The sequence below is a fragment of the Herbaspirillum chlorophenolicum genome (assembly GCF_001189955.1).
In the GTDB taxonomy this organism is placed as follows: Bacteria; Pseudomonadota; Gammaproteobacteria; order Burkholderiales; family Burkholderiaceae_D; genus Herbaspirillum; species Herbaspirillum chlorophenolicum.
This window is the reverse complement of the sequence record NZ_LFLT01000035.1, coordinates 20475-44979: the sequence shown is the minus strand read 5'-3', so window position 1 is coordinate 44979 and position 24505 is coordinate 20475. Positions and strand designations below refer to the sequence as shown.

Sequence of the window (24505 nt, the reverse complement as noted above, 5' to 3'; positions counted from 1 at the left end):
GACGAGATCATCAACACGCTCTAAGACCTTTATTCATAAAATCAATGAATCACATTCCTGTATTTATATCGTAAAAGAGAGTCGATTGCACTACAGTGTCAACGCAATAAGAACAATCAACGATGTCCTGCCGGCAATCAAGGCCGATTGTTGCCGCCGCGCCAAGCAATCACAGCATCCGCTGCGCTGGCAGGCAACGAGACAAGACGGACTGCAAAATACAAAGAGACAGAGGAGCAAGACCATGAGTGTTCAGCCGGGCGCAGCCGCGCCTACGATCAATGTCGATCAGGTGGTGGAGCAGGGGCATTTCGGCGCCTTCCAGTTCGGCTTGCTGCTGCTGTGCGGCCTGTGCCTGATCATCGACGGTTTCGACGTCCAGGCCATGGGGTATGTGGCGCCGGCCATCATCGGCGACTGGGGCGTGAGCAAAGCCAGCCTGGGGCCGGTATTCGGCGCCGGCCTGTTCGGCATGCTGCTGGGTTCGCTGGTGCTGACGCCGGTGGGTGACCGCTACGGCCGCCGTCCGGTGCTGATCGTTTCCACCTTGTTCTTCGCCGTGTGCATGCTGGCCACGCCGCTGGTCACCAGCATCGACCAATTGCTGGCGCTGCGTTTCATTACCGGTTTTGGCCTGGGCAGCATCATGCCCAATGCGATGGCGCTGGTGGGCGAATTCAGCCCCTCTTCCTCACGCGTGACGCGCATGATGCTGGTGTCTTGCGGCTTCACCGTGGGCGCGGCCGTCGGCGGGTTTGTCAGCGCCGCGCTGATCCCGGCCTACGGCTGGCACGCGGTGTTCTGGGTGGGCGGCGCGGTGCCGCTGCTGCTGGGCATCGCCATGCTGTTCTGGCTGCCGGAGTCGATCCAGTTCCTGGTATTGCGCCGCCGTCCGGTGGACAAGATCGCGCGCTGGCTGAACAAGCTGGCGCCGGCCCTCGCCATTGATGCGTCGACCCGCATCATCGTCAAGGAAACCAAGGCTGAAGGCATGCCGGTGGCCGAGCTGTTCCGCGAAGGCCGCGCCGGCATCACGCTGCTGCTGTGGCTGATCAGCTTCATGAACCTGATCAACCTGTATTTCCTGTCCAACTGGCTGCCCACGCTGATCCACGACGCCGGCTATTCGACCGGCATGGCGGTGCTGATCGGTACTTCGCTGCAAGTAGGCGGCGTGGTCGGCACGCTGACCCTGGGCTGGTTCATCAACCGTTACGGCTTCACCAAGGTGCTGGGCACCTGCTTCGTGATCGCCTGCGTGGCCATCGCGCTGATCGGCAAGGTGGCGGCGGTGCCGGCCTTCCTGTTCATCGCGGTGGTGGTGGCCGGCTTTTGCATCGTCGGCGGGCAACCGGCCGTCAACGCGCTGGCCGGCACCTATTACCCGACCACGCTGCGCTCGACCGGCATCGGCTGGGCGCTGGGCATCGGCCGCATCGGCTCGGTCGTGGGGCCGGTCATCGGCGGCCAGTTGATCGCCATGCAGTGGAGCAATGCCTCGCTGTTCGTTGCGGCCGCCGTGCCGGCGCTGATATCGGCACTGACGGTGGCGCGCCTGCACCGCGTGCGTTAAATGTTTCAAGGAGATACCGCATGAATGCCATCGCAGCATCACACCTCGCACTGGCCGGCTACCAGTCCGGCTTCGGCAACGAATTCGCTACCGAGGCCTTGCCGGGCGCCTTGCCGGCGCACCGGAATTCGCCGCAGCAGGTCGCTTATGGCCTGTATGCCGAGCAGGTTTCCGGCACCGCCTTCACCGCGCCGCGCGGCCACAACCGCCGCTCGTGGCTGTACCGCATCCGCCCGGCCGCCGTGCATGAGGCATTTGTACCGATCGACGGCGGCAAGCTCCTGAGCCATTTCGACGGCGTGCCTACGCCACCCAACCAGTTGCGTTGGGACCCGCAACCCATGCCCACCGCGCCGACCGATTTCATCGACGGCCTGGTGACCATGGCCGGCAACGGTTCGCCGGAGGCGCAGAGCGGCTGCGCCATCCACATCTATGCGGCCAACCGGCCGATGACCGACCGTTTCTTTTATTCGGCCGATGGCGAACTGCTGATCGTGCCGCAGGCCGGCCGTTTGCAGTTGCTTACCGAGATGGGCGTGGTCGACATCGAGCCGCAGGAGATCGCCGTGATCCCGCGCGGCGTGCGTTTCCAGGTGCGCCTGCCGGACGGCCAGGCCAGCGGCTATGTCTGCGAGAACTTCGGCGCGCTGCTGCGCCTGCCCGACCTCGGCCCGCTGGGTTCCAACGGCCTGGCCAACCCGCGCGACTTCCTCACGCCGCACGCCTGGTACGAAGACCGCGAAGGCGATTTCCGCCTGGTCGCCAAGTTCGGCGGCAACCTGTGGGAAGCGAAGATCGGCCATTCGCCGCTGGACGTGGTGGCCTGGCACGGCAACTATGCGCCGTACAAATACGACCTGCGCCATTTCAATACCATCGGTTCGATCAGCTACGACCATCCCGACCCGTCGATTTTCCTGGTGCTGCAGTCGCAAAGCGATACGCCGGGCGTGGACACGCTCGATTTCGTGATCTTCCCGCCGCGCTGGCTGGCGGCCGAGGATACCTTCCGCCCGCCCTGGTTCCATCGCAATGTGGCCAGCGAATTCATGGGCCTGGTGACCGGCGAATACGACGCCAAGGCCGGCGGTTTTGTCCCCGGCGGCGCCAGCCTGCATAATTGCATGAGCGGCCACGGCCCCGACGCCGCCACCTTCGAGAAGGCCAGCCGCGCCGACACCGGCAAGCCCAACAAGGTCGACCGCACCATGGCCTTCATGTTCGAGACGCGCAACATCATCCGTCCTACCCGCTACGCACTGGAATCGCCGACGCTGCAGCGCGATTACCAGAACTGCTGGCTGGGCATCCAAAAGAACTTCAACCCGGAGCAAGCATGAGCCTGCCAAGCGTAAGACTGAACGAAACCCACGACACCGATCTGCGTAGCTGGGTCGAAAGCGCCAATGCCGACGGCTGCCCATTCCCGATTCAGAACCTGCCTTACGGCGTGTTCCGCCGCGCCGGCGGCGATGAAGTTTTCCGCGCCGGCGTGGCCATCGGCGACCAGATCCTCGACCTGCAGGCGGCGCATGCGGCAGGCGCCTTTTCCGGCTTCGACGAATTGGCGCGCAAGGCGGCGCATGCCGCTGCTGAAGGTGCCACGCTCAACGCCCTGATGGCGCTGGACGCGGCGGCCTGGTCCGAACTGCGGCTGGCGCTGTCGCATGTGCTGCGCACCGGCTCGGCGCACCAGAGCGAGCTGGCCGCTTGCCTGGTGCCGCAGGCGCAGGCCGAGTACGCCTTGCCTGCTGCCATCGGCGACTACACCGATTTCTATACCTCGATCCACCACGCCACCGCGGTGGGCAAGCTGTTCCGTCCCGACAATCCGCTGCTGCCCAACTACAAATGGGTGCCGATCGGCTACCACGGCCGGGTATCTTCCATCGCCGTCTCGGGCCAGCAGTTCCGCCGCCCGGTCGGGCAGACCAAGGCGCCGGATGCCGAGGCGCCATCCTTCGGCCCCTGCAAGCGGCTGGACTACGAGCTGGAAGTGGGCATCTTCATCGGCGGCGGCAACGCGCTGGGCGAGGCGGTGACGATGGATGAGGCCGAGGGCAAGGTATTCGGCCTGTGCCTGTTGAACGACTGGTCGGCGCGCGACGTGCAAGCCTGGGAATACCAGCCGCTGGGGCCGTTCCTGTCCAAGAGTTTCGCCTCCACCATCTCGCCCTGGATCGTCACGCTGGAAGCGCTGGCGCCTTACCGCTGCGCCTGGACGCGCGCCGACGGCGATCCGCAGCCGCTGCCCTATCTGGACTCGGCCACCTTGCGCGAGACCGGCGCCTTCGACCTGCAACTGGAAGTGCTGATCCAGACGCGCGCCATGCGCGAAGCGGGGCAGCCGCCGCATCGGCTATCGCTGTCGAACTTCCGCGATTCGTACTGGAGCGTGTCGCAACTGGTGGCGCACCATACCGTCAACGGGTGCAACCTGCGCCCCGGCGATTTTCTGGGTTCGGGCACCCAATCCGGCCCGCAGCCGGAACAGGCCGGTTCGCTGCTGGAGCTGACGGGCGGCGGCAAGCAGGCGATCACGTTGCCCGGCGGCGAGAAGCGCATTTTCATCGAGGATGGCGATACCATCGTGATGCGCGCATCGGCGCAACGCGACGGCCTGCCGCGCATCGGTTTCGGCGAGGTGGCCGGAACCGTGTTGCCGGCGCGCAGCCTGGCCTGAGTTCGATAAAAATTTCCCTAAGGAAGAACGAGGATGACAACCCTTTACGGCTATTTCCGCAGTTCGGCTTCTTACCGTGTACGCATCGCCCTGAACCTGAAAGGCCAGGTCTACGACACGGTGCCGGTACACCTGCTCAATCAGGGTGGCGAGCAGTTCCTGCCTGCCTTTGCGGAGATGAATCCGCATTCGCTGGTGCCGGTGCTGGCGCATGAAGGCCACCACATGACGCAATCGCTGGCGGTGCTGGAATATCTGGAAGAGCGTTTCCCGATGCCGTCGCTGCTGCCGGGCGACCCGGTGCAGCGCGCGCATATTCGAGAACTGTCACTGGCCATCGCCTGCGAGATCCATCCGCTGAACAACCTGCGGGTGCTGCGCTATCTCAAGCACCAGCTCGGGGTGGACGACGACAAGAAGAACGAATGGATCCAGCACTGGATCAAGCTCGGCTTCGCCGCGCTGGAAAAGCAACTGGCCGCGGATAACACGCGCGGCCATTTCTGCGTGGGCGACATGCCCACCATGGCCGATTGCTGCCTGGTGCCCCAGATGTTCAACGCCCGTCGCTTCGAGGTCGACATGCAGCCGTACCCGACGCTGTGCGCCATCGAGGATGCCTGTAATGCCTTGCCGGCGTTCCAGCAGGCGCATCCTTCGCAGCAGCCGGACGCGGCTTAACGGGGCTCCGGTCTGCCTATTGCGGCCGGCGCGGTGCCAGCAGGTTGCCGGTCATGACCAGCACCGCCTCGTCGTGCTGGTTGTAGGTGGTCACGCGATGGTAGAGGAAGCCCTGCAGTGGCTTGGACTGCGATAATTTGATGCCCAGCACCTCCACTTCCAGCCGCAGCACATCGCCCGGCCGGGTAGGGCGCGGCCAGCGGAATTCCTCAAAACCGGCGCCGATCAGCCCGCCGTGGATGTGCAGCGTATCGACCAGCATGCGCATGGTCAGCCCGGCGGTATGCCAGCCGCTGGCGGCCAGGCCGCGGAAGAAGGACTGTTGCGCGGCAGCCTCGTCCAGGTGGAACGGCTGGGGATCGAACTGCCCGGCGAATTGCTTGATGGCATCGGCCGTCACGGCCTCGCCGCCCGGGTGGCGGAAAACTTGTCCCACCTCAAAGTCTTCAAGGAACATCGGTTCTTTCACGGCGTCTCCCGTTTGGATTGAGATATACTTCCATCATCATTGCAAAATGATAGTAACTGATGATAGCGGAAAAAACGCCGCCAAGGAGCCGATATGGAACGCAAGAGTTTTGGCAACATGCAATGCCCGGTGGCGCGCACGCTGGAGCGCGTGGGCGAATGGTGGAGCATCCTGATCCTGCGCGACGCGCTGCAGGGGCTGACCCGTTTCGACCAGTTCCAGAAGAGCCTGGACATCGCGCCCAACATGCTCACGCGCCGGCTGCATACCCTGGTCGAGGCCGGCATGCTGGAGCGCCGCCAGTACAACGACCGCCCGCCGCGCTTCGAATATGTGCTGACCGACCTCGGCCGCGATTTCCGCACCATCATCATTGCGCTCAATTCCTGGGGCAACAAGCATTTCGCGCCGGAAGGCCCGAGCGTGATGCTGGTCGACGCCAAGACCGGCGAGCAGGTCGACCTGATTCTGGTAGACCGCAACACCGGCCGCGAAATCAATTCGCGCGATTACGCCATCGTGCCCGGTCCGCAGGCCGACGATGCCACGCGCGAGCGCTTGGAGTCGATGGCGCGCCGCCGCGAGGCCGCCAACGAGGCGAGCCTGCAAGAAGGGGCGGCCGGTGACGGGCCGAAGGGCAAGCTCAAGAAATCGAAGAAAGCGGCCGAGCCCAAAGGCAAGGATAAGCCGGCCAAGGACAAACCGGCCGCCAAGGCGGGCAAGGTCGCCAAGCGCGCTTGAGGCGCTACGTCGGTTCGCCTTCGTTCCTGTTTTTCCACATCCCCTTTACCTCATCGGGCTGCGTGCCCCGTTTTCTTTCGCCTATCCGTGGCCCAGCGGCAACGGCATATGGCCGGCAATACGGTCGGCTGATAGATGCCTTGACAGTCCTTGGTTTGGAAAATATGATGCATACACATCGATGTATATGCATTTATGTGATCAGGCGCCAATCGCAGGATCATTCTTGCCCAAGGACCGCCCATGAGTAACGACACCTGTACCTGCTCCCCGCTGCGCCGCCTGACGCGGAAGATCACGGTCATTTACGACCACCATCTGCAGCCCAACGAACTCACCATTACCCAGTATTCGCTGATCAGCCGCATCGGCCGCAGTGGGCCGATCGCCAATATCGGGCTCGCCGCCGATATGGGCATGGACCGCAGCACCCTGAGCCGGGCGCTCAAGCCGTTGATCGCCGCGGGCTGGATAGAGACGGTCGACCTGCCGGAAGAGGCGCATCTGGACAAGCGTTCCTTCGCGCTGCAGCTGACCGCCGCCGGCCGCAAGAAACTCGATGAGGCGCGCCCCAACTGGCGCCGCGCCCAGGATGAAATCGACCGCCAGCTCGGCCCTGGATTGGCAGGCGAGCTGACCCAGATGATCAATGACGCCTACGGCAAGCTGCAGGACATCTAGCCGCTAGCGTTTGCCGGGCGACAAGCCGATAAAAGACCAAGACAAACTACCGCCAAACCTCCTTCAGAAATACAACATGAACAAGCTCACCCAATCGCTCGCCAATGCCGTCACGCCGCGCTTCCATTACGCCTGGGTCGTGGTCGGCGTGACCTTCCTCGTGCTGCTGTGCTCGGCAGGCATCCGCGCCACACCCTCGGTCATGATCCTGCCGCTGGAGCAGGAGTTCGGCTGGAACCGTTCCACCATCTCGGTGGTGATCTCGGTCAACATCGCGCTGTATGGCCTGATCGGCCCGTTCTCGGCGGCCGCCATGCAGCGCTTCGGCATCCGCCGCGTGGTGCTCGGCGCGCTGGTATTGCTGGCCAGCGGCACGGCGCTGTCCACCTTGATGCATATGCCTTGGCACATGCTGCTGTCCTGGGGCCTGCTGGTCGGCGCCGGTACCGGCGTGGCTGCCAACACGCTGGGCGCCACCATCGTCAGCCGCTGGTTCGAAGCGAGGCGCGGTTTTGCCATGGGCTTGCTGACTGCCAGCGCGGCTACCGGGCAGATGGTGTTCCTGCCGCTGATGGCATCCATGGTGGGCGCTTACGGCTGGCGTTCGGTGGCGTTCCTGGTGTCTGCCGTGGCGCTCCTGGCGATTCCGCTGGTGTGGCTGCTGTTGCCGGAAAGTCCGGCGGCCATCGGCCAGAAGATGGTTGGGCAAACCAGCGAGATCAATGAGGACGCCGCCAGCAAGAAGAACCCGCTGGCAATCGCCTTCGGCGCATTGCGCAGTTCGGTGCGCATGCCCGATTTCTGGCTGCTGTTCTTCAGCTTCTTCGTCTGCGGCTTGTCGACCAACGGTTATATCGGCACCCAGTTCATCGCCATGTGCAACGACTACGGCATCAACGAAGTCGGCGGCGCTTCCATCCTGGCGGCGATGGGGATGCTGGACCTGGTCGGCACCACGCTCTCGGGCTGGCTGTCGGACCGCTACAACCCGCGCGTGCTGCTGTTCTGGTACTACGGCCTGCGCGGCGTGGCGCTGATTTTCCTGCCTTATGCCTTTGGCCTGCAGTACTACGGCCTGGCCATCTTCGCCATCTTCTACGGCCTGGACTGGATCGCCACCGTGCCGCCCACCGTGCGTCTGGCCAACGACGTGTTCGGCCGCCTGGCTGCCCCTGTCGTGTTCGGCTGGATCGTCGCCGGCCACCAGTTGGGCGCGGCTACCGCCACCACACTGGCCGGCTACATGCGCGCCACGCTGGGCAACTACACGCTGTCGTCGATCCTGATGGGTTCGGCTTGCCTGGTCGGTGCGGTGATGGTGTTGCGCATCAAGGGCCACAAGGCGACACCGTTGCCGGCTGCCGCATGATCGGCAATATTGTCGAGGAAGAAAAAAACCGGCGCATGCCGGTTTTTTTCATTGTGATGTGATCCAGACTTAGTCCCACTTCGGTGCGAAATCCGGATTGGCCAGGCGCTCGCCGCGGTCCAGTTTGGCGATGGCTTGCATCTCGGCGTCGGACAGCTTGATCTTCACCGCTTCCAGGTTGCCTTGCAGATTGGCGCGTTTGGTGGAGGAGGGGATCACCGCATGGCCCTGTTGCAGCGACCAGGCCAGCGCTACCTGTGCGGCCGAGACGCCGTGTTTGCCGGCGATCTCCTGCAGCGTGGCGTCTTGCATTACCTTGCCATAGGCCAGCGGCATGTAGGCGGTCAGGTGGATGCCTTGGCTGCGCGCGAATTCGGCCAGCTTGCGATTTTGCAGGAAGGGATGGATCTCCACCTGGTTGGTGGCGATTGCATCAGCGCCCACCGCTTCGATGGCTTGCTGCATGTGCGCGATGGTGAAGTTGGAAATGCCGATCAGGCGCGCCAGACCCTGCTTCTTTGCTTCGGCCAGCGCTTGCATGTATTCGGCCACCGGCAGTTCATCGTTGGGCGAGGGCCAGTGGATTAGCGCCAGGTCGACCTGTTCCATGCGCAGTTTCTGCAGGCTTTCCTTGAGGCTTGGGATCAGCTTGTCGCGCGAGAGGTGTTCGGTCCACACCTTGGTGGTGACGAACAGTTCGGCGCGCGCGACGCGGCTGTCGGCGATGGCCTGGCCGACTTCGGCTTCGTTGCCGTAGATCTGGGCGGTGTCGATGTGGCGGTAACCGAGCTCCAGGCCGGTGGCGACCGAGTCGATGACTTCCTGGCCCTTGAGGCGGAAGGTGCCGAGGCCGAAGGCGGGGATGGTGTGCTTGCTCATGGAGATCCTTGTTGGTGAAGGGCGCGGGGATGACCGCGCACCGGATGGTTGGTGCGGCTCGCATCGGCGAGGCAGGCTTGCAGTATCGCGTATCGTCGTCTTTGCAAAAACCGTGTGGTACGCAAAACATTCTTGAACCGCAATCAAGAATGACGGCGAAGGCGAGTATGGAACCCGGCATCGCAGGCTTGTCCTTTTGGTAACGCTACCAAGGGCGATGCTAGAATGCGCGCATGCCACAGAATGTCCCTCCCGCCCACCCCGATCGCCGCGCCGACACGCGCAACGACGACAGCGCCGAGCCGCGCCGCCGCGCCAGCCGCAAGAGCGCCGGCGGCATCACGCTGCGCGATGTGGCGCAATTGGCCGGGGTGGCGCCGATCACTGCCTCGCGCGCACTGAACACGCCCTCGGCGGTGTCGCCCAAGGTGCTGCAGAAGGTGAAGGAAGCGGTGGAGCGCACCGGCTACGTGCCCAATCTGCTGGCCGGCGGACTCGCTTCCAACAAGAGCCGGCTGGTCGCGGTAGTGGTGCCGACCGTGATCGGTCCGGTGTTCCAGGAGATCGTCCATACGCTTACTGAATCGCTGGCTGCGGCCGGCTACCAGGTCATGCTGGGGCAGAGCGGTTATGAGAACTCGCGCGAGGATGCGCTGCTGGAAGCCATCATCGGCCGCCGTCCCGACGGCGTGGTGCTGACCGGCATCATGCGTTCGGCCGAGGCCCGCAAGCGGCTCCTGGCCAGCGGCATCCCGGTGGTCGAGACTTGGGACCTGACACCTACGCCGATCGACATGCTGGTCGGTTTTTCGCACGATGACATCGGCCGCGAGGTCGCGCGTTACCTGCATGGCGCCGGGCGGCGCGTGGTGGCGGTGGTGGGCGGCAAGGATGAACGCAGCCAGCGCCGCATGAATGCCTTTGCCAGGGAAGCCACGACGCTCGGCATGGTGGCAGGCGAGGCCCCGGTGGCGATGCATCATGTCACCGCGCCGACCACGCTGGGCCAGGGCCGCAAGGGGCTGGCCGATTTGCTGGAGCGCCAGCCTGCCATGGATGCCATCTTCTGCAGTTCCGACTTGCTGGCGCTGGGCGTGATGATCGAAGCCCAAAGCCGCGGCATCCGCATCCCCGAGCAACTGGCCGTGGTCGGCTTTGGCGACCTCGAATTCTCGCGCGACCTGCAACCGCAACTGACTACCGTGCGCATCGACGGCACCGGCATCGGCCAGCGTGCGGCGCGGTTCATCATCGACCGTGCTGCCGGCCTCGAGATCGACGAGCCGATTGTCGATGTGGGTTTTTCCATCATCAAGCGGCAGAGTGCCTGAGGGCTGCAGGTTCCCGCATAGGGCGTAGTTGCGCCGCAAAAAACACGTTGCTTATTTGCGCTACGGCATCGTGCCGATGCTTCTGCAACAGTGAGCGAGCTACTCCTGCACCTTATGCTGCTTCGCGGCATAATGGAGACTTCGCCTGCGCCGCTGCCCGCCATATCCCCCATGGAAAAGATTATTGTTTATGTCATTCCCGTATTCCTGCTGCTGATCGGCGTGGAATTCGCGTATGGCTATGTCCGCCGGCGCAATACCTATCGCCTGGCCGACGCCATCAGCAGCCTCAGCCAGGGCGTGATCAGCCAGCTCGTCGCGCTGGTGACGCAGCTGTTCCAGGTCGGGATGTATGCGATGGCCTACCGGGCCTTCGCGATCTTTCCGGCGGCGCGTTTCTGGCAGGGCGCGCTGGGATGGATTGCCGCCATCTTGCTGTTCGATTTCTTCGACTATTGGCTGCACCGCATGGGCCACGAGAATGCGCTGATGTGGGCGGCGCACTCGGTGCACCACCAGAGCCAGGACTTCAATCTCTCCACTGCGTTGCGCCAGGAGAGCACGGTGGTGTTCATCGGCTGGATCTTCTACCTGCCCATGGCGCTGCTGGGCGTGTCGCCCGAACAGTTCGGCATCGCCGGGCTGGTGGTGCTGGTCTATCAGTTCTGGATCCACACCGAGCATGTCGGCAAGCTGGGCTGGTTCGACCGCGTGTTTTCCTCGCCTTCCAACCATCGCGTGCACCACGCCGTGAACGACCAATATCTCGACAAGAATTACGGCGGCATGCTGGTGATCTGGGACCGCATGTTCGGTACCTTCGCTGAAGAAAAGGAGCCGGTGGTCTACGGTACCCGCACGCCGCTGCAAAGCTGGGACCCGCTGTGGGCGGTGTTTTCCGGCTACTGGCAACTGGCGCGCAGCGCAGCCCGGATGCCGCGCTGGAGCGATAAGCTGAAAATATGGCTCAAGCCGCCGGGCTGGCGACCGGCCGGTGTGCCCGACCCCTATCCCCCATTCGACCTGGACGTTGCGCGCCAGCGCTACGATACCCAATTGCCGCGCATCGCCAACGCGCTGGCCGTGGTGCAGTTCGCGGTCTTGCTGGCGGCGGCTGCGGCGCTGCTATGGATTGCCGACGAACAGTCCTACCTGCGCCTGCTGGCGGCCAGCGGCGCCTTGCTGGCGGGGTTCTGGGCGCTGGGTGCGTTCATGCAACGCCGTCTGGGCGGGGGACTGGTGCTGGCAATCGATGTGGCGGCCACAGCCATCGTCGCGTATGCACTGGTTTGAATACCGCCAGGCTTGACCTGTCTGCTTTCCCGTATCGCTCTCCTTTGCTTCATTTCCCCGTCTGATCTGCAGGGACAGACTCCACCTCGTTTCTCGATGCCTGAAATCAACAGTTGACACCTATATTTGGTACCGCTACCATCATTAAAAATTAATTTGGTAGCGCTACCAAATTCGATTGAAGAGATGAAGCCGATCTGTACTTCAACTCGTTTTCACATTGGAACGCGCACCAGCATCACAGAGACACGCCGCGGCAGCGGCGCCAACGAGGAGTCAGTATGAGCAGCACCCAAACCGCATCCGCCGTCCGCAGCGCCCCCAAGATCGTCGACATGCGCGTGGTCCCCGTAGCCGGGCACGACAGCATGCTGCTCAACCTTTCCGGCGCGCACGGGCCGTATTTCACCCGCAACATCGTCATCCTGACCGACAGTGCCGGCAATACCGGCGTGGGCGAGGTGCCGGGCGGCGAGGGTATCCGCCAGACTCTGGATGACGCGCGCACATTGGTGGTGGGACAGTCGGTCGGCAACTACCAGGCGATTCTGAATCGTGCGCGCACCGCTTTCGCCGACCGCGACAGCGGCGGCCGCGGCCAGCAGACCTTCGACCTGCGCATTGCCATCCATGCGGTTACCGCGCTGGAGGCGGCGCTGCTCGACTTGCTCGGCCAGTTCCTGGAAGTGCCGGTGGCGGCACTGCTTGGGCAGGGGCAGCAGCGCGATGAAGTGGAAATGCTGGGCTACCTGTTCTACGTGGCCGACCGCAAGAAGACCGACTTGCCATACCGCGCGGCAGAGGGCGAGGCCGACGACTGGATGCGCCTGCGCCATGAAGAGGCGACGACGCCGCAAGCCATCGTCAAGCTGGCCGAAGCGGCTTTTGCGCGCTATGGCTTCAACGATTTCAAGCTCAAGGGCGGCGTCATGCGCGGCGAGGAAGAGATCGAGGCTGTCGCAGCACTGGCCGAACGTTTTCCCAAGGCACGCATCACGCTCGATCCCAACGGCGGCTGGCTGTTGAAGGATGCGATCCGCCTGTGCCGCGACCAGCACGGCGTGCTGGCTTATGCCGAAGATCCTTGCGGCGCCGAGAACGGTTATTCAGGACGCGAGGTGATGGCCGAGTTCCGCCGCGCCACCGGCCTGCAGACCGCCACCAACATGATCGCCACCGACTGGCGCGAAATGGGCCATGCGATCTCGCTGCAGTCGGTCGACATCCCGCTGGCCGACCCGCACTTCTGGACCATGCAGGGTTCGGTGCGCGTGGCGCAGATGTGCAACGAGTGGGGGCTGACCTGGGGTTCGCACTCCAACAACCATTTCGATATTTCGCTGGCAATGTTCACCCACGTGGCCGCGGCCGCGCCCGGCAAGATCACCGCCATCGACACCCACTGGATCTGGCAGGACGGCCAGCGCCTGACCAGGCAGCCGCTGCAGATCGCAGGCGGGCGCGTCAAGGTGCCCGCCAAGCCGGGCCTGGGCGTGGAAATCGACATGGTGCAGGTCGAGGCTGCGCACCAGTTGTATCGCAACATGGGGCTGGGGGCGCGCAACGACGCGGCGGCCATGCAGTACCTGATTCCGGGCTGGAAGTTCGATAACAAGAAACCTTGCCTGGTGCGCTGAACGCCACCGGCAAGGCAGGAAAAAGAACAGCAGCAAAGCGCAGCAGAAGCACAAGAAAAAGCAAGAGCGCAAGGCATGCCGTCCGGATCATTTCGGGCGCCGGCGTGACTCACGCGCCGCCAGGGTTTTCCCATCAACGAGCAATACCGAGTCCTGAAAGAGGAGACAAACTCGTGAATACTTCCGCAACGCCGGCCGGAGTTCCCGATCCGGCCAATCTGACGCTCACCACTGCGGTGGCCAAGATCAAGTGGCGCATCCTGCCCTTGTTCGTGGTGATGTTCATCGTCAACTACATCGACCGCGTCAATATCGGTTTCGTGCGCACCCACCTCGCCGCCGACCTCGGCATCGGCGCTGCCGCCTTCGGTCTGGGCGCCGGGCTGTTCTTCGTCGGTTACGCCGTGTTCGAGGTACCGTCCAACATGCTGCTGCAGCGCTATGGCGCCAAGGCCTGGCTGACCCGCATCATGTTCACCTGGGGCCTGGTCGCGGCATGCATGGCCTTTGTGCAGAACGAGAGCAGCTTCTATTTCATGCGCTTCCTGCTCGGCGTGGCCGAGGCCGGTTTCTTCCCGGGCGTGGTGTATTACTTTACGCAATGGCTGCCCAACCATGAGCGCGGCCGTGCGATGGCGGTATTCCTTTCCGGTTCGGCGATCGCTTCCATCCTGTCGGGCCCGATCACCGGCGCCTTGCTGCTCATCCAGGGCGGCGGCCTGCATGGCTGGCAATGGATGTTCCTGATCGAAGGCGGCGCATCGATGGCGCTGTGCTTCGTGGTGTGGTTCCTGCTCGATTCGACGCCGCGCGACGCCAAATGGCTCACCGCCGATCAGCGCCAGGCGCTGACCGCCGTGATCGCCGCCGAACAGGAACAGCGCGCGGCCAGCCGACCGGCGCATGTCTCGTCCTTCATGCTGCTGCGCGACCCGCAGATCATCCTGTTCTGCTTCATCTACTTTGCCATCCAGTTGACCATCTATGGCGCCACGTTCTGGTTGCCGACCATCATCAAGAAGATGGGGCATTTCAACGACTTCCAGGTCGGCCTGTTCAATTCCATTCCGTGGATCGTCTCGATTGTCGCGATGTACCTGTTCGCAGTGCTGGCCGGGCGCTTCAAGAAGCAGCAATTCTGGGTGGCCCTGACGCTGCTGATCTCGGCGGTGGGGATGGCGGTGTCGGCCCAGAGCGGACCGGTGGTCGGTTTCGTTGCAGTGTGCTTTGCCGGCATCGGCTTCAAGGCGGCATCTTCGCTGTTCTGGCCGATTCCACAGGGCTATCTCGACGGCCGCATTGCCGCCGCCGTGCTGGCGCTGATCAATTCGCTGGGCAATTTGGGTGGTTTCTTCGCCCCCGCCACCTTTGGATATCTGGAACAGAAGACCGGTTCCATCCAGGGCGGCTTGTACGCGCTTTCCATCGCCTCGGTGCTGGCAGCAGTGCTGGTGTTCCTGGCGCGCACCAAGCCGGCGCCGCAGGATGGCAACGGCACCGTTGGCGGCAGCCGGGCGCTGCCAAGGCGCGCTTGAATCCGCAAGCATGACCAGGCGGACGTAAGTACAGTTTTTCTCCGAGGCATCTCCTCGTTCGCGCTCCGCGCGTTCCGCTTCCGGGCGGGCGCCGGAGCGCTTTTCTTTTGCACTTCCAGCCCCATCTCGGTTTTATTCCGGCCATCGATGTACAAGCAATGTGTGGGCGGCAAACCTATAATGGCCTCCTGCGGTTGGCCATGGCGGACAACCAGGATGTACTTGCCGGATTGTCATTTGGCAAGAATGATGGCGACAATGTAATGGAAACCCTGTACCACCTGATCGAGCAGTACGGATTGCTCATCGTCTTTTTCAATGTGCTGGTCGAGCAACTGGGTGCGCCCGTGCCCGCTTATCCGACGCTGATCATTACCGGTGCGCTGGCGCAAAACGGGCAGTATTCGGCCGCCTTGCTGCTGGTGCTGGCGGTGGTTGCGGCGCTGATCGCGGATTACTTCTGGTATCTGGCCGGCAGGCGCTATGGCCGCCAGATCATGTCGCGCCTGTGCCGCATTTCGCTTTCCCCGGATTCCTGCGTGCGCCAGACCGAGTCGATTTACCTGCGCTGGGGCGCGCGCTCGTTGCTGGTGGCCAAATTCATTCCCGGCTTTGCCTCGATCGCCAGCGCCTTGTCCGGCACCATGGGTACGCGCCGTTCCAGCTTCCTGCTGTACGACGCCATCGGCAGCGCATTGTGGGCCGGGCTGGGGATTTTCCTCGGTTCGCTGTTCAGCTCGGCGGTGGACGACCTGCTCAGCGTGCTGGCGCAGCTCGGCCATTACGGCATGCTATTGATCGGGATCGCACTGGCGGCCTTCATTGCCAACAAGTGGTGGCAGCGCCGCCGCTTCCGCAAGTCGCTGGAAATGGCGCGCATCTCGGTGCAGGAATTGAACAACATGCTGGAAGAGGGCATCGCGCCCACCATCATCGATGTGCGCTCGCCGCTGTCGCAGCAAGATGGAAAGATTCCGGGAGCGGTGACGATTTCCAACCAGGAAATCCAGACCTTCATCTTCGACGGGCCGATCGAAGAGGAAGTCGTGGTGTATTGCGCCTGCCCCAACGAGGCGTCGGCCGCCATGGTGGCGCGCCAGCTGATGCAGCGCGGCTACAAGAAGGTGCGGCCGCTGACCGGCGGCATCGACGCCTGGCGCGCCGCCGGCTATGCGATCGACGTCTGAATCGCCGTGCCCTGGCGGATGGTCTTGGTGACCGGGGTCTTCTCGCAGATTTCCGCCAGGCGGGCCAGCTGTTCCGGCGACAGGGGATTGCCGAAGGCGATCTTGCGGCTGATGGTTTCCAGCCCGCTGTCATCGCGGCCGAAATGCGCATCCACCGAAATGCTTCCCAGATCCCAGCCCTTGCGGTCGGCATACATGCGCAGCGTGAGCGAGGTGCATGAGGCCAGCGCCGCCAGCAGCAGCTCGTAAGGTGCCGGACCGGTATCCTTGCCGCCGTTGTTTTCGGGTTCGTCGGATTTCAACTGATGAATGCGCGCCTTGATTTCCTGGGCGTAGCCGGCGGCGTTATGCAAGGTGACGTGGGCCATGTCGATTCTCCGTGATGTCGGTGTGAAGGGATGGATGACAGGCTCGATTGTGTCACATCGCGGGAGCATCCTTGATGCGGGCGTTCCGGCTGGGCCGATTTACGTTCGCCGCTGCATAAGTCCTATGCCGGCGAAGTGGTTAATCCGGCGCAAGGCGCTTCCTATAATGGCTGCTCGATCACCCAGGAGACAGCCATGCTGATGGAAGCCGCACAATCCAAGCCCCAACCGGGCGCCCATAAAAAATCCGTTTACCAGCCCAACCAGGAAGGCCTGATCTTTCCGCAGGAGCCGGTATTCAACTCGGTCGCCGAAGAGCGCCAGCACCGCAAGGAAAGGCTTGCCGCGGCTTGCCGCCTGTTCGCCAAGCACGGCTTTTCCTTCGGCTTCGGCGGCCACCTGACCGTGCGCGACCCGGAGCATCCGGACCTGTTCTGGACCAATCCGATGGCGGTGCCGTTCTCGATGGTCAAGGCATCGATGCTGGTGCTGGTCGACCACGGCGGCAAGGTGATCGAAGGCAAGTACGCCATCAACCAGGCCGGCTACGTACTGCACTCGGCCATCCATGAGCAGAACCCCGACATCGTCGCCTCTTGCCATGCGCACACCGTGCACGGCGGAGCCTGGGCCGCGTTCGGCCGCCCGCTCTCGCCGGTCACGCAGGACGCCTGCATGTTCTATGGCGACCACGCGGTGCTGGGCGACGGCGCCGGCAAGGTGCCGGTGGCGCAGGAATCCGGCCATCCGGTGGCGCGCGCTTTCGCTACCAACAAGGCCATCATCCACCAGAACCACGGCTTGCTGGTGGCCAGCCGCCACAGCATCGACGATGCCTGCTGGCACTTCATCGCGCTCGACCATTGCTGCCGCATGCAGCTGATGATCGAAGCCGCCCAGGAAATCCGTCCCAAGGAAATCGATGCCAAGTTCGCCGGCTATTCGCGCGAGCACCTGGGCAACGAGTTCATCGGCTGGCTGCACTTCCAGACGCTGTTCGCGGAAATCTCCCACTTGCAGCCCGACCTGTTCGACTAAGAACAACCCACTACAATCAGGCAACAAGCGTTGGCAGGGCGCTCTCGTTTCGGCGAAGCGCCCTTGCCGGGCAGGAGCGGCAGCCGGGAAACTGCGCTATCTGTCCCAACAATAAAAATACAGCCAACCGCCACTCAGGAGACAAACAACATGACTACCGCATACAACAGCGGCCCGCTGGCGCACGCTGACGGCGCCGACGTTTATAAAAAAGCTTACTGGCGGCTGCTGCCGCTGATCCTCGCCTGCTACCTGGTGGCCTACCTCGACCGCGTCAACGTCGGCTTCGCCAAATTGCAGATGCTGGACGCGCTCAGGTTCGACGACGCCATCTACGGTTTCGGCTCCGGCATCTTCTTCATCGGTTACCTGATCTTCGAGGTGCCGAGCAACATGATCTTGCGCCGCGTCGGCGCACGTGTATGGATCGCCCGCATCATGATCACCTGGGGCGTCATCTCGGCGGCGATGCTGTTTGTGCAGACGCCGATGCAGTTCTACATTGCACGCTTCCTGCTGGGCGTGGCCGAGGCCGGCTTTGCGCCGGGCATCATGTACCTGCTGACCTTGTGGTTCCCGGCGCAGCGCCGCGGCCGCGCGATGGCTATCTATGTGATGGGCGCGCCGCTGGCGTTCATCGTCGGCGGTCCGCTGTCGGGATGGATCCTCGATGCGTTCAGTAATGTGCATCCGCTGCAGGCATGGCAATGGCTGTTCCTGGTGGAGGCGATTCCGGCGGTGGTGCTGGGAGTCGTCGTGTTCTTTTTCATGTATGACGATTTCCGCAAGGTGTCGTGGCTGACGCCGGCCGAGAAGGAGCGGATGGAAGCCGACCTGCGTGCCGAGAACGCCGACAAGGTCGAGCACGGCAGCGTGCGCGAATTCCTGGCCAGCCGCCAGTTGTGGGTATTCGTGCTGATTTATTTCTGCCTGATCATGGGGCTGTACGCGGTCGGTTTCTGGATGCCCTCGCTGATCAAGCGCTCAGGCGTGGCCGACCCGTTCCACATCGGCCTGTATTCGGCCATCCCCAATATCGTCGCCGCCATCGCGCTCTATCTCTCGGGCCGCGGCGCGGACATCAGCGGCAAGCGCCGGCTGTATTTCGCCTCCATGCTGACGATCGGCGCCATCGGCCTGGCGCTGGCCATGATCATCAACGGCGGCCCGATGGTGACGGTGGCTTGCCTGTCGCTGGCGGCGGCCGGCGTGTATTCCTGCATCAGCCTGTTCTGGGCGCTGCCGACCAGCATGTTCGTCGGCGCCTCGGTGGCGGCGGCGCTGGCTTTCGTCAATTCCTTCGGCAACATCGCCGGTTTCGTGTCGCCTTACCTGGTGGGCTGGCTCAACGTATCGACCGGACGTACCGACATCGGCATGTACATCATCGGCGCGATCATGGTATTCGGCGCGGTAGTGACCATGATGCTGCCCAAGCGGCTGGACAAGTAACGGCGCACGCATCGGACCATGCAAGTGTTTGGCCGCCTTTCGGGGCGGCTTTTTTTATGCCCGTTCTTGCGGGGTCAGCGCGTCCAGGGCGGTTCCTTGAATTTCTCGACCAGGTAATTGACGAAGGCGCGCACGCGGGGATGCACGTGGCGTTCCTTGGCGTAGACGGCGTAGATGGCGGTGTCGTCCTGGGCCTGGTATTCGGTGAGCAGCGGCACCAGTTTCTTGCGGCGGATGGCCGGCAGCGCGAAGTGTTCGGCCATGCGCGTCATGCCCACGCCGGCCAGTACCATCTCGACCGACGACATGCCGCTGGTGAACTGGAAGTTGCCCTTGATTTCCACGCTCATGCGCTGGCCGTCGATGATGAAGGGCCAGTTGTTGAGGTGATCCATCGGCGCTTCCCATTGCAGGCAGTTGTGTTGCCGCAGGTCGTCCGGCGTCCTGGGGGCGCCGTGGCGTTCGATATAGGAAGGGGCGGCCACGATGATGCGCTGCAGGTGGCACAGCTTGCGGGACAGCAGCATGGAGTCTTGCAGGTGGCCCATGCGGATGGCGACATCGACGCCGTTGCCGATGATGTCCACCAGGTTATCGGACAGCGACAGCCGCACCCGCACATTGGGGTACAGCTCCATGAATTCGGGCAGCAGCGGCACGACCTGGTCCATCCCGAACGAAGTCGCGGCGGTGATGCGCAGGTCGCCCGAGGCCGTGGCGCCGGTGGAGGAGATCTGGCCTTCGGCCAGCTCGATGTCGCCGATGATCCGGTTGCAGGAGGCGAGAAAGATCTTGCCTTCTTCCGTCAGGTTGACCTGGCGGGTGGAGCGCCGCAAGAGTGCCACGCCGAGGCGTTTTTCCAGGTTGTTCAAGGTGCGGCTGACGAAGGGCTGGCTGGCGCCCAGCGCATGCGAAGCGGCGGTGAAGCCGCCGTGGTCGGCCACGGCCTTGAAGACTTGCATCTCGAGCAAGCGTTCGTCTTTCATGGGAGTGTCTCTGTCTGATCTTGGAGGCGCTTTTGTTTTTTGCGGGGTGCTCGGGTGGAGTGATCATACCGGATAGGCAGGCGTTGGCGTGGCTGCGGGCACGTCCCGTAAAAGAAAAGAGCCACGCATTGCGTGGCTCTTTTCATGTGCCGGAAAGGCGGCGCCGATTACGCGAAGTTCTTGGCGACGAAATCCCAGTTGATGATGCCCCAGAACGCTTCCACGTACTTGGCGCGGGCGTTGCGGTAGTCGATGTAGTAAGCGTGTTCCCACACGTCCACGGTCAGCAGAGCTTTGCTGTCGGTGGTCAGCGGGGTGCCGGCGCCGGTGGTGTTGACGATGTCCAGCGAACCGTCAGCCTTCTTGACCAGCCAGGTCCAGCCGGAACCGAAGTTGGCCAGGCCTTGCTTGGTGAACTCGGCCTTGAAGGCGTCGAACGTACCCCACTTGGCATTGATGGCGTCAGCCAGCGCGCCGCTAGGAGCGCCTTGGCCCTTCGGGGTCAGGCCGTTCCAGTAGAAGGTGTGGTTCCAGATTTGGGCCGCGTTGTTGAAGACGCCGCCGGAGGACTTCTTGATGATGTCTTCCAGGGACAGGTTTTCGAATTCGGTGCCCGGGATCAGGTTGTTCAGGTTGGTCACATAGGTCTGGTGGTGCTTGCCATAGTGGTATTCCAGGGTCTCTTTGGAAATCGTGGGCGCCAGCGCGTCCAGAGCGTAAGGCAGTGCCGGAAGGGTATGTGCCATGGTGAATCCTTTCAGTCTTGTTGAGGTATCAGGTGATTACCGAGGGTCTGTTCTGAACCTGCGATTCTAAAGCGGATATGGATTCTTTGCATCCGGTCAATAGGCCGCCAAGCCGCGCCGGCACTGGGTATTTTGTAAATTGGAATTATTCTCATCTGCGGGGCTTTGGCGGGAACAGGAGAAAATCCGGCGCAGCCCGCATGCGGCCGGAGCTTGCGGCTTATTCACTCGTTGGTCTGGGATGTGTCACGCATGTAACGCGTCGAGAATTTGAGGCAAGGTCAAGTAGCAAGGATGCTGGACAGAATGTCGGTGTCAATATTTCCACCAGAAAGCACTACCAATGCAGGTTCACCATTCAATTGGATTTTTCTTGCCAGAATCGCGGCCAGGGCAACGATACCGCCGGGCTCGATGACCAGGCGTAGTGTATCGATAGCGAATCGGATTGCCTGTTTGACTTCGTCATCTGTTACTGCGACGGCGCCGGTTAAATAAGCGGAGTTGACGGCGAAAGGGAGTTCGGCTGGTATGGAGGCCATCAATGCGTCGCACAGCGTTTGATTGTTCCCAATAATTTTTTCCCGCTTGCCGCTTGCCAATGACGTCACCGTATCGTCAAAACCAAACGGTTCGACCGCAAAGATCTCTGTCTCTTTGGCCAAACTGGACATCGCAATGCAAGTGCCTGCCGCCAGCCCGCCGCCGCCGCATGGCACCAGGATCTTGCGTATCGTGGAGCGCTGTTCTTCCTGTAGCTGATTCCAGGCTTCGAAAACGACGGTGCCTTGGCCTGCAATGACATCGGGCTGGTCGCCCGGCGGAATCAGCGTTGCGCCAGTACGCTGCAGGATTTGCATGCCTATTTCTTCTCGGCTCTCGGTGTGCCGATCGTACTGATGCACGATAGCCCCGTAGCGTCTGACGCCATCCATCTTCGTCTTGGGAGCGTCAGCCGGCATGATCACTGTGGCCTGAATTCCTAATCGATTGGCTGCGTAGGCAATCGCTTGGCCATGATTTCCTGTTGAGTACGCTATGACACCCCGACTACGTGTTTCTTCATCTAGCGTGAGTAACGCGTTGAATGCGCCGCGCAATTTGAATGCGCCGGTGAGTTGCAAGTTTTCTGCTTTCAACCAGACGGGTGCTCCAGCCAACTTGTCCAAGATAGGGGATCTCAGTAACGGTGTACGCGTGACGTAAGGAGCAATTCTTTGGGAAGCGGATTCAATATCCGAAAAGTTCGGGATGCGCAGCATGCCCAAGGTGGAATGCTGGATGGATTTTTCCAAGGTCATATAAATACACCTGTACAAAAAGAACCGCCCACGGTGAGGTGGGCGGCTAAACGTTTAATCCGGGATCGAGTTCAATTCAAAAGCTGCTTTGGTGACAGGCGACAGAGGCATGCCTAACTGCCCGAACCACTTTTCATAAAGCGACTTCCCTTCGCCATTGCGGAATTTCTCGGCAATTGTGCGATTGATGATTGCCATCAAAGTGGAATTGTTCTTGGCCACAAGGATCCCGTAAGGAAGGTACGAGAGCGGCCGGCCGGTGATGCGGAATTCCTCCGGGTTTTTGGAGTTTTTCCTCAGGCCGTAGAGGATCGTGTTGTCGGTGATGTACGCATCAGCTCGTCCCGTTTGAACCGCCAGGAGCCCCTCCGCTTGTTCCCGCACATATAGGAAGCGCACGTTGAGATTGCGCTTGCTGTTCGCACTGAGCAGCATGGCCATGCTGGTTGATGCATTTGGAAGAGCGATGACCTTCCCTGCAAGGTCTTCCAGCTCCTTGACGGGGGAATTGGCTTTCACCAGAAGCTGATCTGCCGCAACCGCCGTGACATAGGAAAAATCGACCTGCTTTTGGCGAGCGAGCGTGTTGACCGTTGACCCGCATTCCATGTCGATGGTGCCGTTTTGGACAAGTGGTATGCGCGTGGACAGATCAACCGATTGCGTGACCACTTCAAGATTCGGGAGATTCAACTCCTTCTTGAGCGAATCGACCACCGCCATACATAAGTCGATCGAATAGCCGATGGGCTTTTGATTGGAATCCAGGTAAGAGAAAGGAATGCTGAAGTCGCGCACGCCTATCTTGATCTTGTTGGTGGACTTGATTCTGTTGATTGTCGAATCGGCGCTTTGCGCGTGAGCCACGCTTGCGGCCGCGATCATCAGGATTGGTGCGCCGATAGCGATAAACAACTTCTTCATTGCGGGTCTTGCGATCTTCATACTGCCCTCCCTGTATCAGTTCAGTTAAGTTGCCGCGAAACTCGTACGGATATTTTTTACAGCAACGCCTGCTGTGCAACGTGATACAGCGCCAGCTCACGCATCGTGTCGAGTTCGAGATCCGCCTTGGCGCCTTGTGCGTCCTCGGGCCTGGAGCCGAGGCTGCGGCCTGGGCGCTTGATCCATACGCAGGAAATGCCGAGCTGGTTGGCGGGAATGACATCGGCGCGCAGGCTTTGGCCGACATGCAGGATGCGTTCCTTCGGGATACCCATCGCAGCAAACGCCTCAAAGGCGGACTCGAAATGGGCGTGATCGGGTTTGTAGGCGTTGACGTTCTCAGCCGTCACGATCACGTCGGCTTTGATGCCAAGCTTGCGCTCGGAGAACTGGATAGACGTGTTGTCGATGTTGCTCAACAAGCCGATCTTGTAACGTTTCTGGAGTGTTGCCATCGCGTTACGGGTATCTTCGAATGTGGGCCACAGCATGACGGAATTTGCATAGACCTCGCATTCCTGGTCATTGACGGGCATGCCGTAGCTGGCGCAGAACTGGCGATAGGATTCGCGCAGCACATCGGGATAAAGCAGGGCTGGGCGGATGCGCTGCAGAGCGGCACGTGCCTTGTCAAATTCCATCAGCAACTGATCGCGCGACAGCTCGACACCGTGTTGCTCTGCGGTGCTGTGGAACATGGAGATGATGGTGGGCTCCCAGTCAATCAACGTTCCATAGACGTCGAAAGTCAGGGCATCGAAGTTGTTCATGTTCAGTTTCATGGTTTTCCTTTAATTAATCGATTATCGATAATTGATAATGCTATTATCGATAATCGATCTCGTCAACCAATTTTGGTAAGATGTTGGAAACCGAGGTGAATATGGAAATACTGGAAACATTTGCGCAAGAATCGATCGCCAAGCGTCAGCCCGCGACAGCTTCAATTGCTGATGCACTGCGCGACGCCATCCTGAAAGGCGTACTGAAAGGCGGGGAACCGTTGCGGCAAGATGCGATTGCCAAGCAGTTCGTGGTTAGTCAGGTGACAGTGCGAGAAGCATTTCGCATGCTTGAACACGAAGGCTTGGTGGAGGTGATTCCTCGCCGCGGGGCCGTCGTCTATTTATTGTCGGCCGACGATGTTGATGAAATTACAGATCTGCGCGCAACCTTGGAAGCAAAGTTGCTGGCAGCGGCCATACCACTGCTTGAGGAAGATGATTTTTCTGCCGCTGAGGCAGCGATAGCAGCGCTGGAGCAAGTACAGGACATAGATTCGCTGATTACAAACAACTTGAATTTCCATCAATGTTTGTATGCGAAAGCAGGAATGCCCCGTACCGTCGCTATTCTTGACCGTCTCAGAACAAGCTTGGAACCTTATCTTCGGCTGTTGTGGAGCAAGACTGCTTACAAGCAGCAATCACAAGATGATCATAGGGCGATCCTGGAGTTGTGCCGGCAGCGCAAAAGCGAAGAGGTTCAGAAGCTGCTAAGGGCGCATATCGAGGAAACCGGCAACGAGATAGTGCATGTTCTGAAGAGTACAGAATCCAAATAGTTGGCGTCATTCAGACACAATGATGGAAATCCGGTATCGCCTC

Annotated in this window: 23 protein-coding genes; 15 read left to right on the top strand and 8 right to left on the bottom strand. The window is 61.6% G+C overall.

All coding sequences use genetic code 11. From position 1 onward, the window contains the following. The first annotated feature begins 244 nt into the window (after positions 1–244). From AKL28_RS18275 to maiA, 4 genes are read left to right on the top strand one after another with little or no spacing between them, the layout of a single operon-like run. Positions 245–1573 (top strand): MFS transporter, encoded by a 1329-nt coding sequence (locus tag AKL28_RS18275; protein ID WP_050469587.1) that lies wholly within the window; start codon positions 245–247, stop codon positions 1571–1573. Positions 1574–1593: 20 nt separating this feature from the next. After that, positions 1594–2916: a homogentisate 1,2-dioxygenase gene (gene hmgA, locus AKL28_RS18270; RefSeq protein WP_050469586.1), complete on the top strand. Its 1323-nt coding sequence runs from the start codon at positions 1594–1596 to the stop codon at positions 2914–2916. Beyond that, the gene (fahA, locus tag AKL28_RS18265) at positions 2913–4259 is read left to right on the top strand and encodes a fumarylacetoacetase (RefSeq protein ID WP_050469585.1); all 1347 of its coding nucleotides are present in this window, start codon (positions 2913–2915) and stop codon (positions 4257–4259) included. Before hmgA ends, fahA begins: the two co-directional genes overlap by 4 nt. Positions 4260–4292: 33 nt before the next feature. Further along, entirely contained in the window at positions 4293–4940 is a 648-nt protein-coding gene (maiA, locus tag AKL28_RS18260) for a maleylacetoacetate isomerase (protein ID WP_050469584.1), read from the top strand. A gap of 16 nt (positions 4941–4956) precedes the next feature. Here the strand turns inward: maiA and AKL28_RS18255 are convergent, their stop codons facing one another. Beyond that, a complete protein-coding gene (locus AKL28_RS18255; protein ID WP_050469583.1) occupies positions 4957–5397 on the bottom strand; it encodes a MaoC family dehydratase in 441 nt (146 codons plus the stop codon). Between the two features lie 105 nt (positions 5398–5502). Here AKL28_RS18255 and AKL28_RS18250 point away from each other — a divergent pair, with 105 nt between their 5' ends. The 3 genes from AKL28_RS18250 to AKL28_RS18240 all read left to right on the top strand — a co-directional run bounded on the left by AKL28_RS18250 (position 5503) and on the right by AKL28_RS18240 (position 8200). After that, positions 5503–6150, top strand: a complete 648-nt coding sequence (locus tag AKL28_RS18250) for a winged helix-turn-helix transcriptional regulator (RefSeq protein ID WP_050469582.1) — start codon at positions 5503–5505, stop codon at positions 6148–6150. 243 nt (positions 6151–6393) lie between these two features. Next, positions 6394–6831 (top strand): MarR family winged helix-turn-helix transcriptional regulator, encoded by a 438-nt coding sequence (locus tag AKL28_RS18245; protein ID WP_050469581.1) that lies wholly within the window; start codon positions 6394–6396, stop codon positions 6829–6831. A gap of 76 nt (positions 6832–6907) precedes the next feature. After that, positions 6908–8200, top strand: coding sequence for an MFS transporter (locus tag AKL28_RS18240; protein ID WP_050469580.1), 1293 nt, complete (start codon positions 6908–6910; stop codon positions 8198–8200). 69 nt (positions 8201–8269) lie between these two features. Here AKL28_RS18240 and dkgB read toward each other — a convergent pair whose 3' ends face one another. Continuing rightward, on the bottom strand, positions 8270–9079 hold the full coding sequence (gene dkgB, locus AKL28_RS18235; RefSeq protein ID WP_050469579.1) for a 2,5-didehydrogluconate reductase DkgB: 810 nt from the start codon (positions 9077–9079) through the stop codon (positions 8270–8272). A 233-nt stretch (positions 9080–9312) separates the two neighbouring features. Between dkgB and AKL28_RS18225 the strand changes: the two genes are divergently transcribed. The 5 genes from AKL28_RS18225 to AKL28_RS18205 all read left to right on the top strand — a co-directional run bounded on the left by AKL28_RS18225 (position 9313) and on the right by AKL28_RS18205 (position 16062). Further along, entirely contained in the window at positions 9313–10410 is a 1098-nt protein-coding gene (locus AKL28_RS18225; RefSeq protein ID WP_050469577.1) for a LacI family DNA-binding transcriptional regulator, read from the top strand. A 171-nt stretch (positions 10411–10581) separates the two neighbouring features. Beyond that, positions 10582–11703 (top strand): sterol desaturase family protein, encoded by a 1122-nt coding sequence (locus tag AKL28_RS18220; protein WP_050469576.1) that lies wholly within the window; start codon positions 10582–10584, stop codon positions 11701–11703. Between the two features lie 281 nt (positions 11704–11984). After that, a complete protein-coding gene (gene gudD, locus AKL28_RS18215) occupies positions 11985–13340 on the top strand; it encodes a glucarate dehydratase (protein ID WP_050469575.1) in 1356 nt (451 codons plus the stop codon). Between the two features lie 173 nt (positions 13341–13513). After that, complete coding sequence (locus AKL28_RS18210) at positions 13514–14875, top strand: MFS transporter (protein ID WP_050469574.1); 1362 nt, start codon at positions 13514–13516, stop codon at positions 14873–14875. Positions 14876–15138: 263 nt separating this feature from the next. Further along, positions 15139–16062, top strand: a complete 924-nt coding sequence (locus AKL28_RS18205) for a DedA family protein/thiosulfate sulfurtransferase GlpE (RefSeq protein WP_050469589.1) — start codon at positions 15139–15141, stop codon at positions 16060–16062. Here AKL28_RS18205 and AKL28_RS18200 read toward each other — a convergent pair. Continuing rightward, positions 16044–16430, bottom strand: coding sequence for an OsmC family protein (locus tag AKL28_RS18200; RefSeq protein WP_050469573.1), 387 nt, complete (start codon positions 16428–16430; stop codon positions 16044–16046). The two genes, AKL28_RS18205 and AKL28_RS18200, sit on opposite strands and share 19 nt — an antisense overlap. 195 nt (positions 16431–16625) lie before the next feature. Here AKL28_RS18200 and AKL28_RS18195 point away from each other — a divergent pair, with 195 nt between their 5' ends. Both AKL28_RS18195 and AKL28_RS18190 read left to right on the top strand, forming a co-directional pair. After that, a complete protein-coding gene (locus AKL28_RS18195; protein WP_050469572.1) occupies positions 16626–17468 on the top strand; it encodes a class II aldolase/adducin family protein in 843 nt (280 codons plus the stop codon). 150 nt (positions 17469–17618) lie between these two features. Then, positions 17619–18920: an MFS transporter gene (locus tag AKL28_RS18190; protein WP_050469571.1), complete on the top strand. Its 1302-nt coding sequence runs from the start codon at positions 17619–17621 to the stop codon at positions 18918–18920. 74 nt (positions 18921–18994) lie between these two features. Here the strand turns inward: AKL28_RS18190 and AKL28_RS18185 are convergent, their stop codons facing one another. The 5 genes from AKL28_RS18185 to AKL28_RS18165 form a co-directional block, all read right to left on the bottom strand. Next, positions 18995–19906: a LysR family transcriptional regulator gene (locus AKL28_RS18185; RefSeq protein WP_050469570.1), complete on the bottom strand. Its 912-nt coding sequence runs from the start codon at positions 19904–19906 to the stop codon at positions 18995–18997. Positions 19907–20073: 167 nt separating this feature from the next. Next, entirely contained in the window at positions 20074–20652 is a 579-nt protein-coding gene (sodB, locus tag AKL28_RS18180; RefSeq protein ID WP_050469569.1) for a superoxide dismutase [Fe], read from the bottom strand. 281 nt (positions 20653–20933) lie between these two features. Continuing rightward, positions 20934–21953 carry a threonine ammonia-lyase gene (locus AKL28_RS18175; protein WP_197091066.1) on the bottom strand — a complete coding sequence of 340 codons (1020 nt, stop codon included), beginning with the start codon at positions 21951–21953 and terminating at the stop codon, positions 20934–20936. Between the two features lie 54 nt (positions 21954–22007). Then, the gene (locus AKL28_RS18170; protein ID WP_050469567.1) at positions 22008–22898 is read right to left on the bottom strand and encodes an amino acid ABC transporter substrate-binding protein; all 891 of its coding nucleotides are present in this window, start codon (positions 22896–22898) and stop codon (positions 22008–22010) included. Positions 22899–22954: 56 nt separating this feature from the next. Continuing rightward, positions 22955–23680, bottom strand: a complete 726-nt coding sequence (locus AKL28_RS18165) for an HAD family hydrolase (protein ID WP_050469566.1) — start codon at positions 23678–23680, stop codon at positions 22955–22957. A gap of 101 nt (positions 23681–23781) precedes the next feature. On the opposite strand from AKL28_RS18165, the gene AKL28_RS18160 reads away from it, so the two are divergent. Next, the gene (locus AKL28_RS18160) at positions 23782–24462 is read left to right on the top strand and encodes a GntR family transcriptional regulator (protein ID WP_050469565.1); all 681 of its coding nucleotides are present in this window, start codon (positions 23782–23784) and stop codon (positions 24460–24462) included. Positions 24463–24505 lie beyond the last annotated feature (43 nt).

What these genes read in the sequence shown, in the direction of transcription:
- AKL28_RS18275 (WP_050469587.1), top strand. Translation starts at nt 245, where the DNA reads ATGAGTGTTCAGCCGGGCGCAGCCGCGCCTACGATCAATGTCGATCAG.
- hmgA (WP_050469586.1), top strand. Translation starts at nt 1,594, where the DNA reads ATGAATGCCATCGCAGCATCACACCTCGCACTGGCCGGCTACCAGTCC.
- fahA (WP_050469585.1), top strand. Translation starts at nt 2,913, where the DNA reads ATGAGCCTGCCAAGCGTAAGACTGAACGAAACCCACGACACCGATCTG.
- maiA (WP_050469584.1), top strand. Translation starts at nt 4,293, where the DNA reads ATGACAACCCTTTACGGCTATTTCCGCAGTTCGGCTTCTTACCGTGTA.
- AKL28_RS18255 (WP_050469583.1), bottom strand. Translation starts at nt 5,397, where the DNA reads ATGTTCCTTGAAGACTTTGAGGTGGGACAAGTTTTCCGCCACCCGGGC.
- AKL28_RS18250 (WP_050469582.1), top strand. Translation starts at nt 5,503, where the DNA reads ATGGAACGCAAGAGTTTTGGCAACATGCAATGCCCGGTGGCGCGCACG.
- AKL28_RS18245 (WP_050469581.1), top strand. Translation starts at nt 6,394, where the DNA reads ATGAGTAACGACACCTGTACCTGCTCCCCGCTGCGCCGCCTGACGCGG.
- AKL28_RS18240 (WP_050469580.1), top strand. Translation starts at nt 6,908, where the DNA reads ATGAACAAGCTCACCCAATCGCTCGCCAATGCCGTCACGCCGCGCTTC.
- dkgB (WP_050469579.1), bottom strand. Translation starts at nt 9,079, where the DNA reads ATGAGCAAGCACACCATCCCCGCCTTCGGCCTCGGCACCTTCCGCCTC.
- AKL28_RS18225 (WP_050469577.1), top strand. Translation starts at nt 9,313, where the DNA reads ATGCCACAGAATGTCCCTCCCGCCCACCCCGATCGCCGCGCCGACACG.
- AKL28_RS18220 (WP_050469576.1), top strand. Translation starts at nt 10,582, where the DNA reads ATGGAAAAGATTATTGTTTATGTCATTCCCGTATTCCTGCTGCTGATC.
- gudD (WP_050469575.1), top strand. Translation starts at nt 11,985, where the DNA reads ATGAGCAGCACCCAAACCGCATCCGCCGTCCGCAGCGCCCCCAAGATC.
- AKL28_RS18205 (WP_050469589.1), top strand. Translation starts at nt 15,139, where the DNA reads ATGGAAACCCTGTACCACCTGATCGAGCAGTACGGATTGCTCATCGTC.
- AKL28_RS18200 (WP_050469573.1), bottom strand. Translation starts at nt 16,430, where the DNA reads ATGGCCCACGTCACCTTGCATAACGCCGCCGGCTACGCCCAGGAAATC.
- AKL28_RS18195 (WP_050469572.1), top strand. Translation starts at nt 16,626, where the DNA reads ATGCTGATGGAAGCCGCACAATCCAAGCCCCAACCGGGCGCCCATAAA.
- AKL28_RS18190 (WP_050469571.1), top strand. Translation starts at nt 17,619, where the DNA reads ATGACTACCGCATACAACAGCGGCCCGCTGGCGCACGCTGACGGCGCC.
- AKL28_RS18185 (WP_050469570.1), bottom strand. Translation starts at nt 19,906, where the DNA reads ATGAAAGACGAACGCTTGCTCGAGATGCAAGTCTTCAAGGCCGTGGCC.
- sodB (WP_050469569.1), bottom strand. Translation starts at nt 20,652, where the DNA reads ATGGCACATACCCTTCCGGCACTGCCTTACGCTCTGGACGCGCTGGCG.
- AKL28_RS18175 (WP_197091066.1), bottom strand. Translation starts at nt 21,953, where the DNA reads ATGACCTTGGAAAAATCCATCCAGCATTCCACCTTGGGCATGCTGCGC.
- AKL28_RS18170 (WP_050469567.1), bottom strand. Translation starts at nt 22,898, where the DNA reads ATGAAGATCGCAAGACCCGCAATGAAGAAGTTGTTTATCGCTATCGGC.
- AKL28_RS18165 (WP_050469566.1), bottom strand. Translation starts at nt 23,680, where the DNA reads ATGAAACTGAACATGAACAACTTCGATGCCCTGACTTTCGACGTCTAT.
- AKL28_RS18160 (WP_050469565.1), top strand. Translation starts at nt 23,782, where the DNA reads ATGGAAATACTGGAAACATTTGCGCAAGAATCGATCGCCAAGCGTCAG.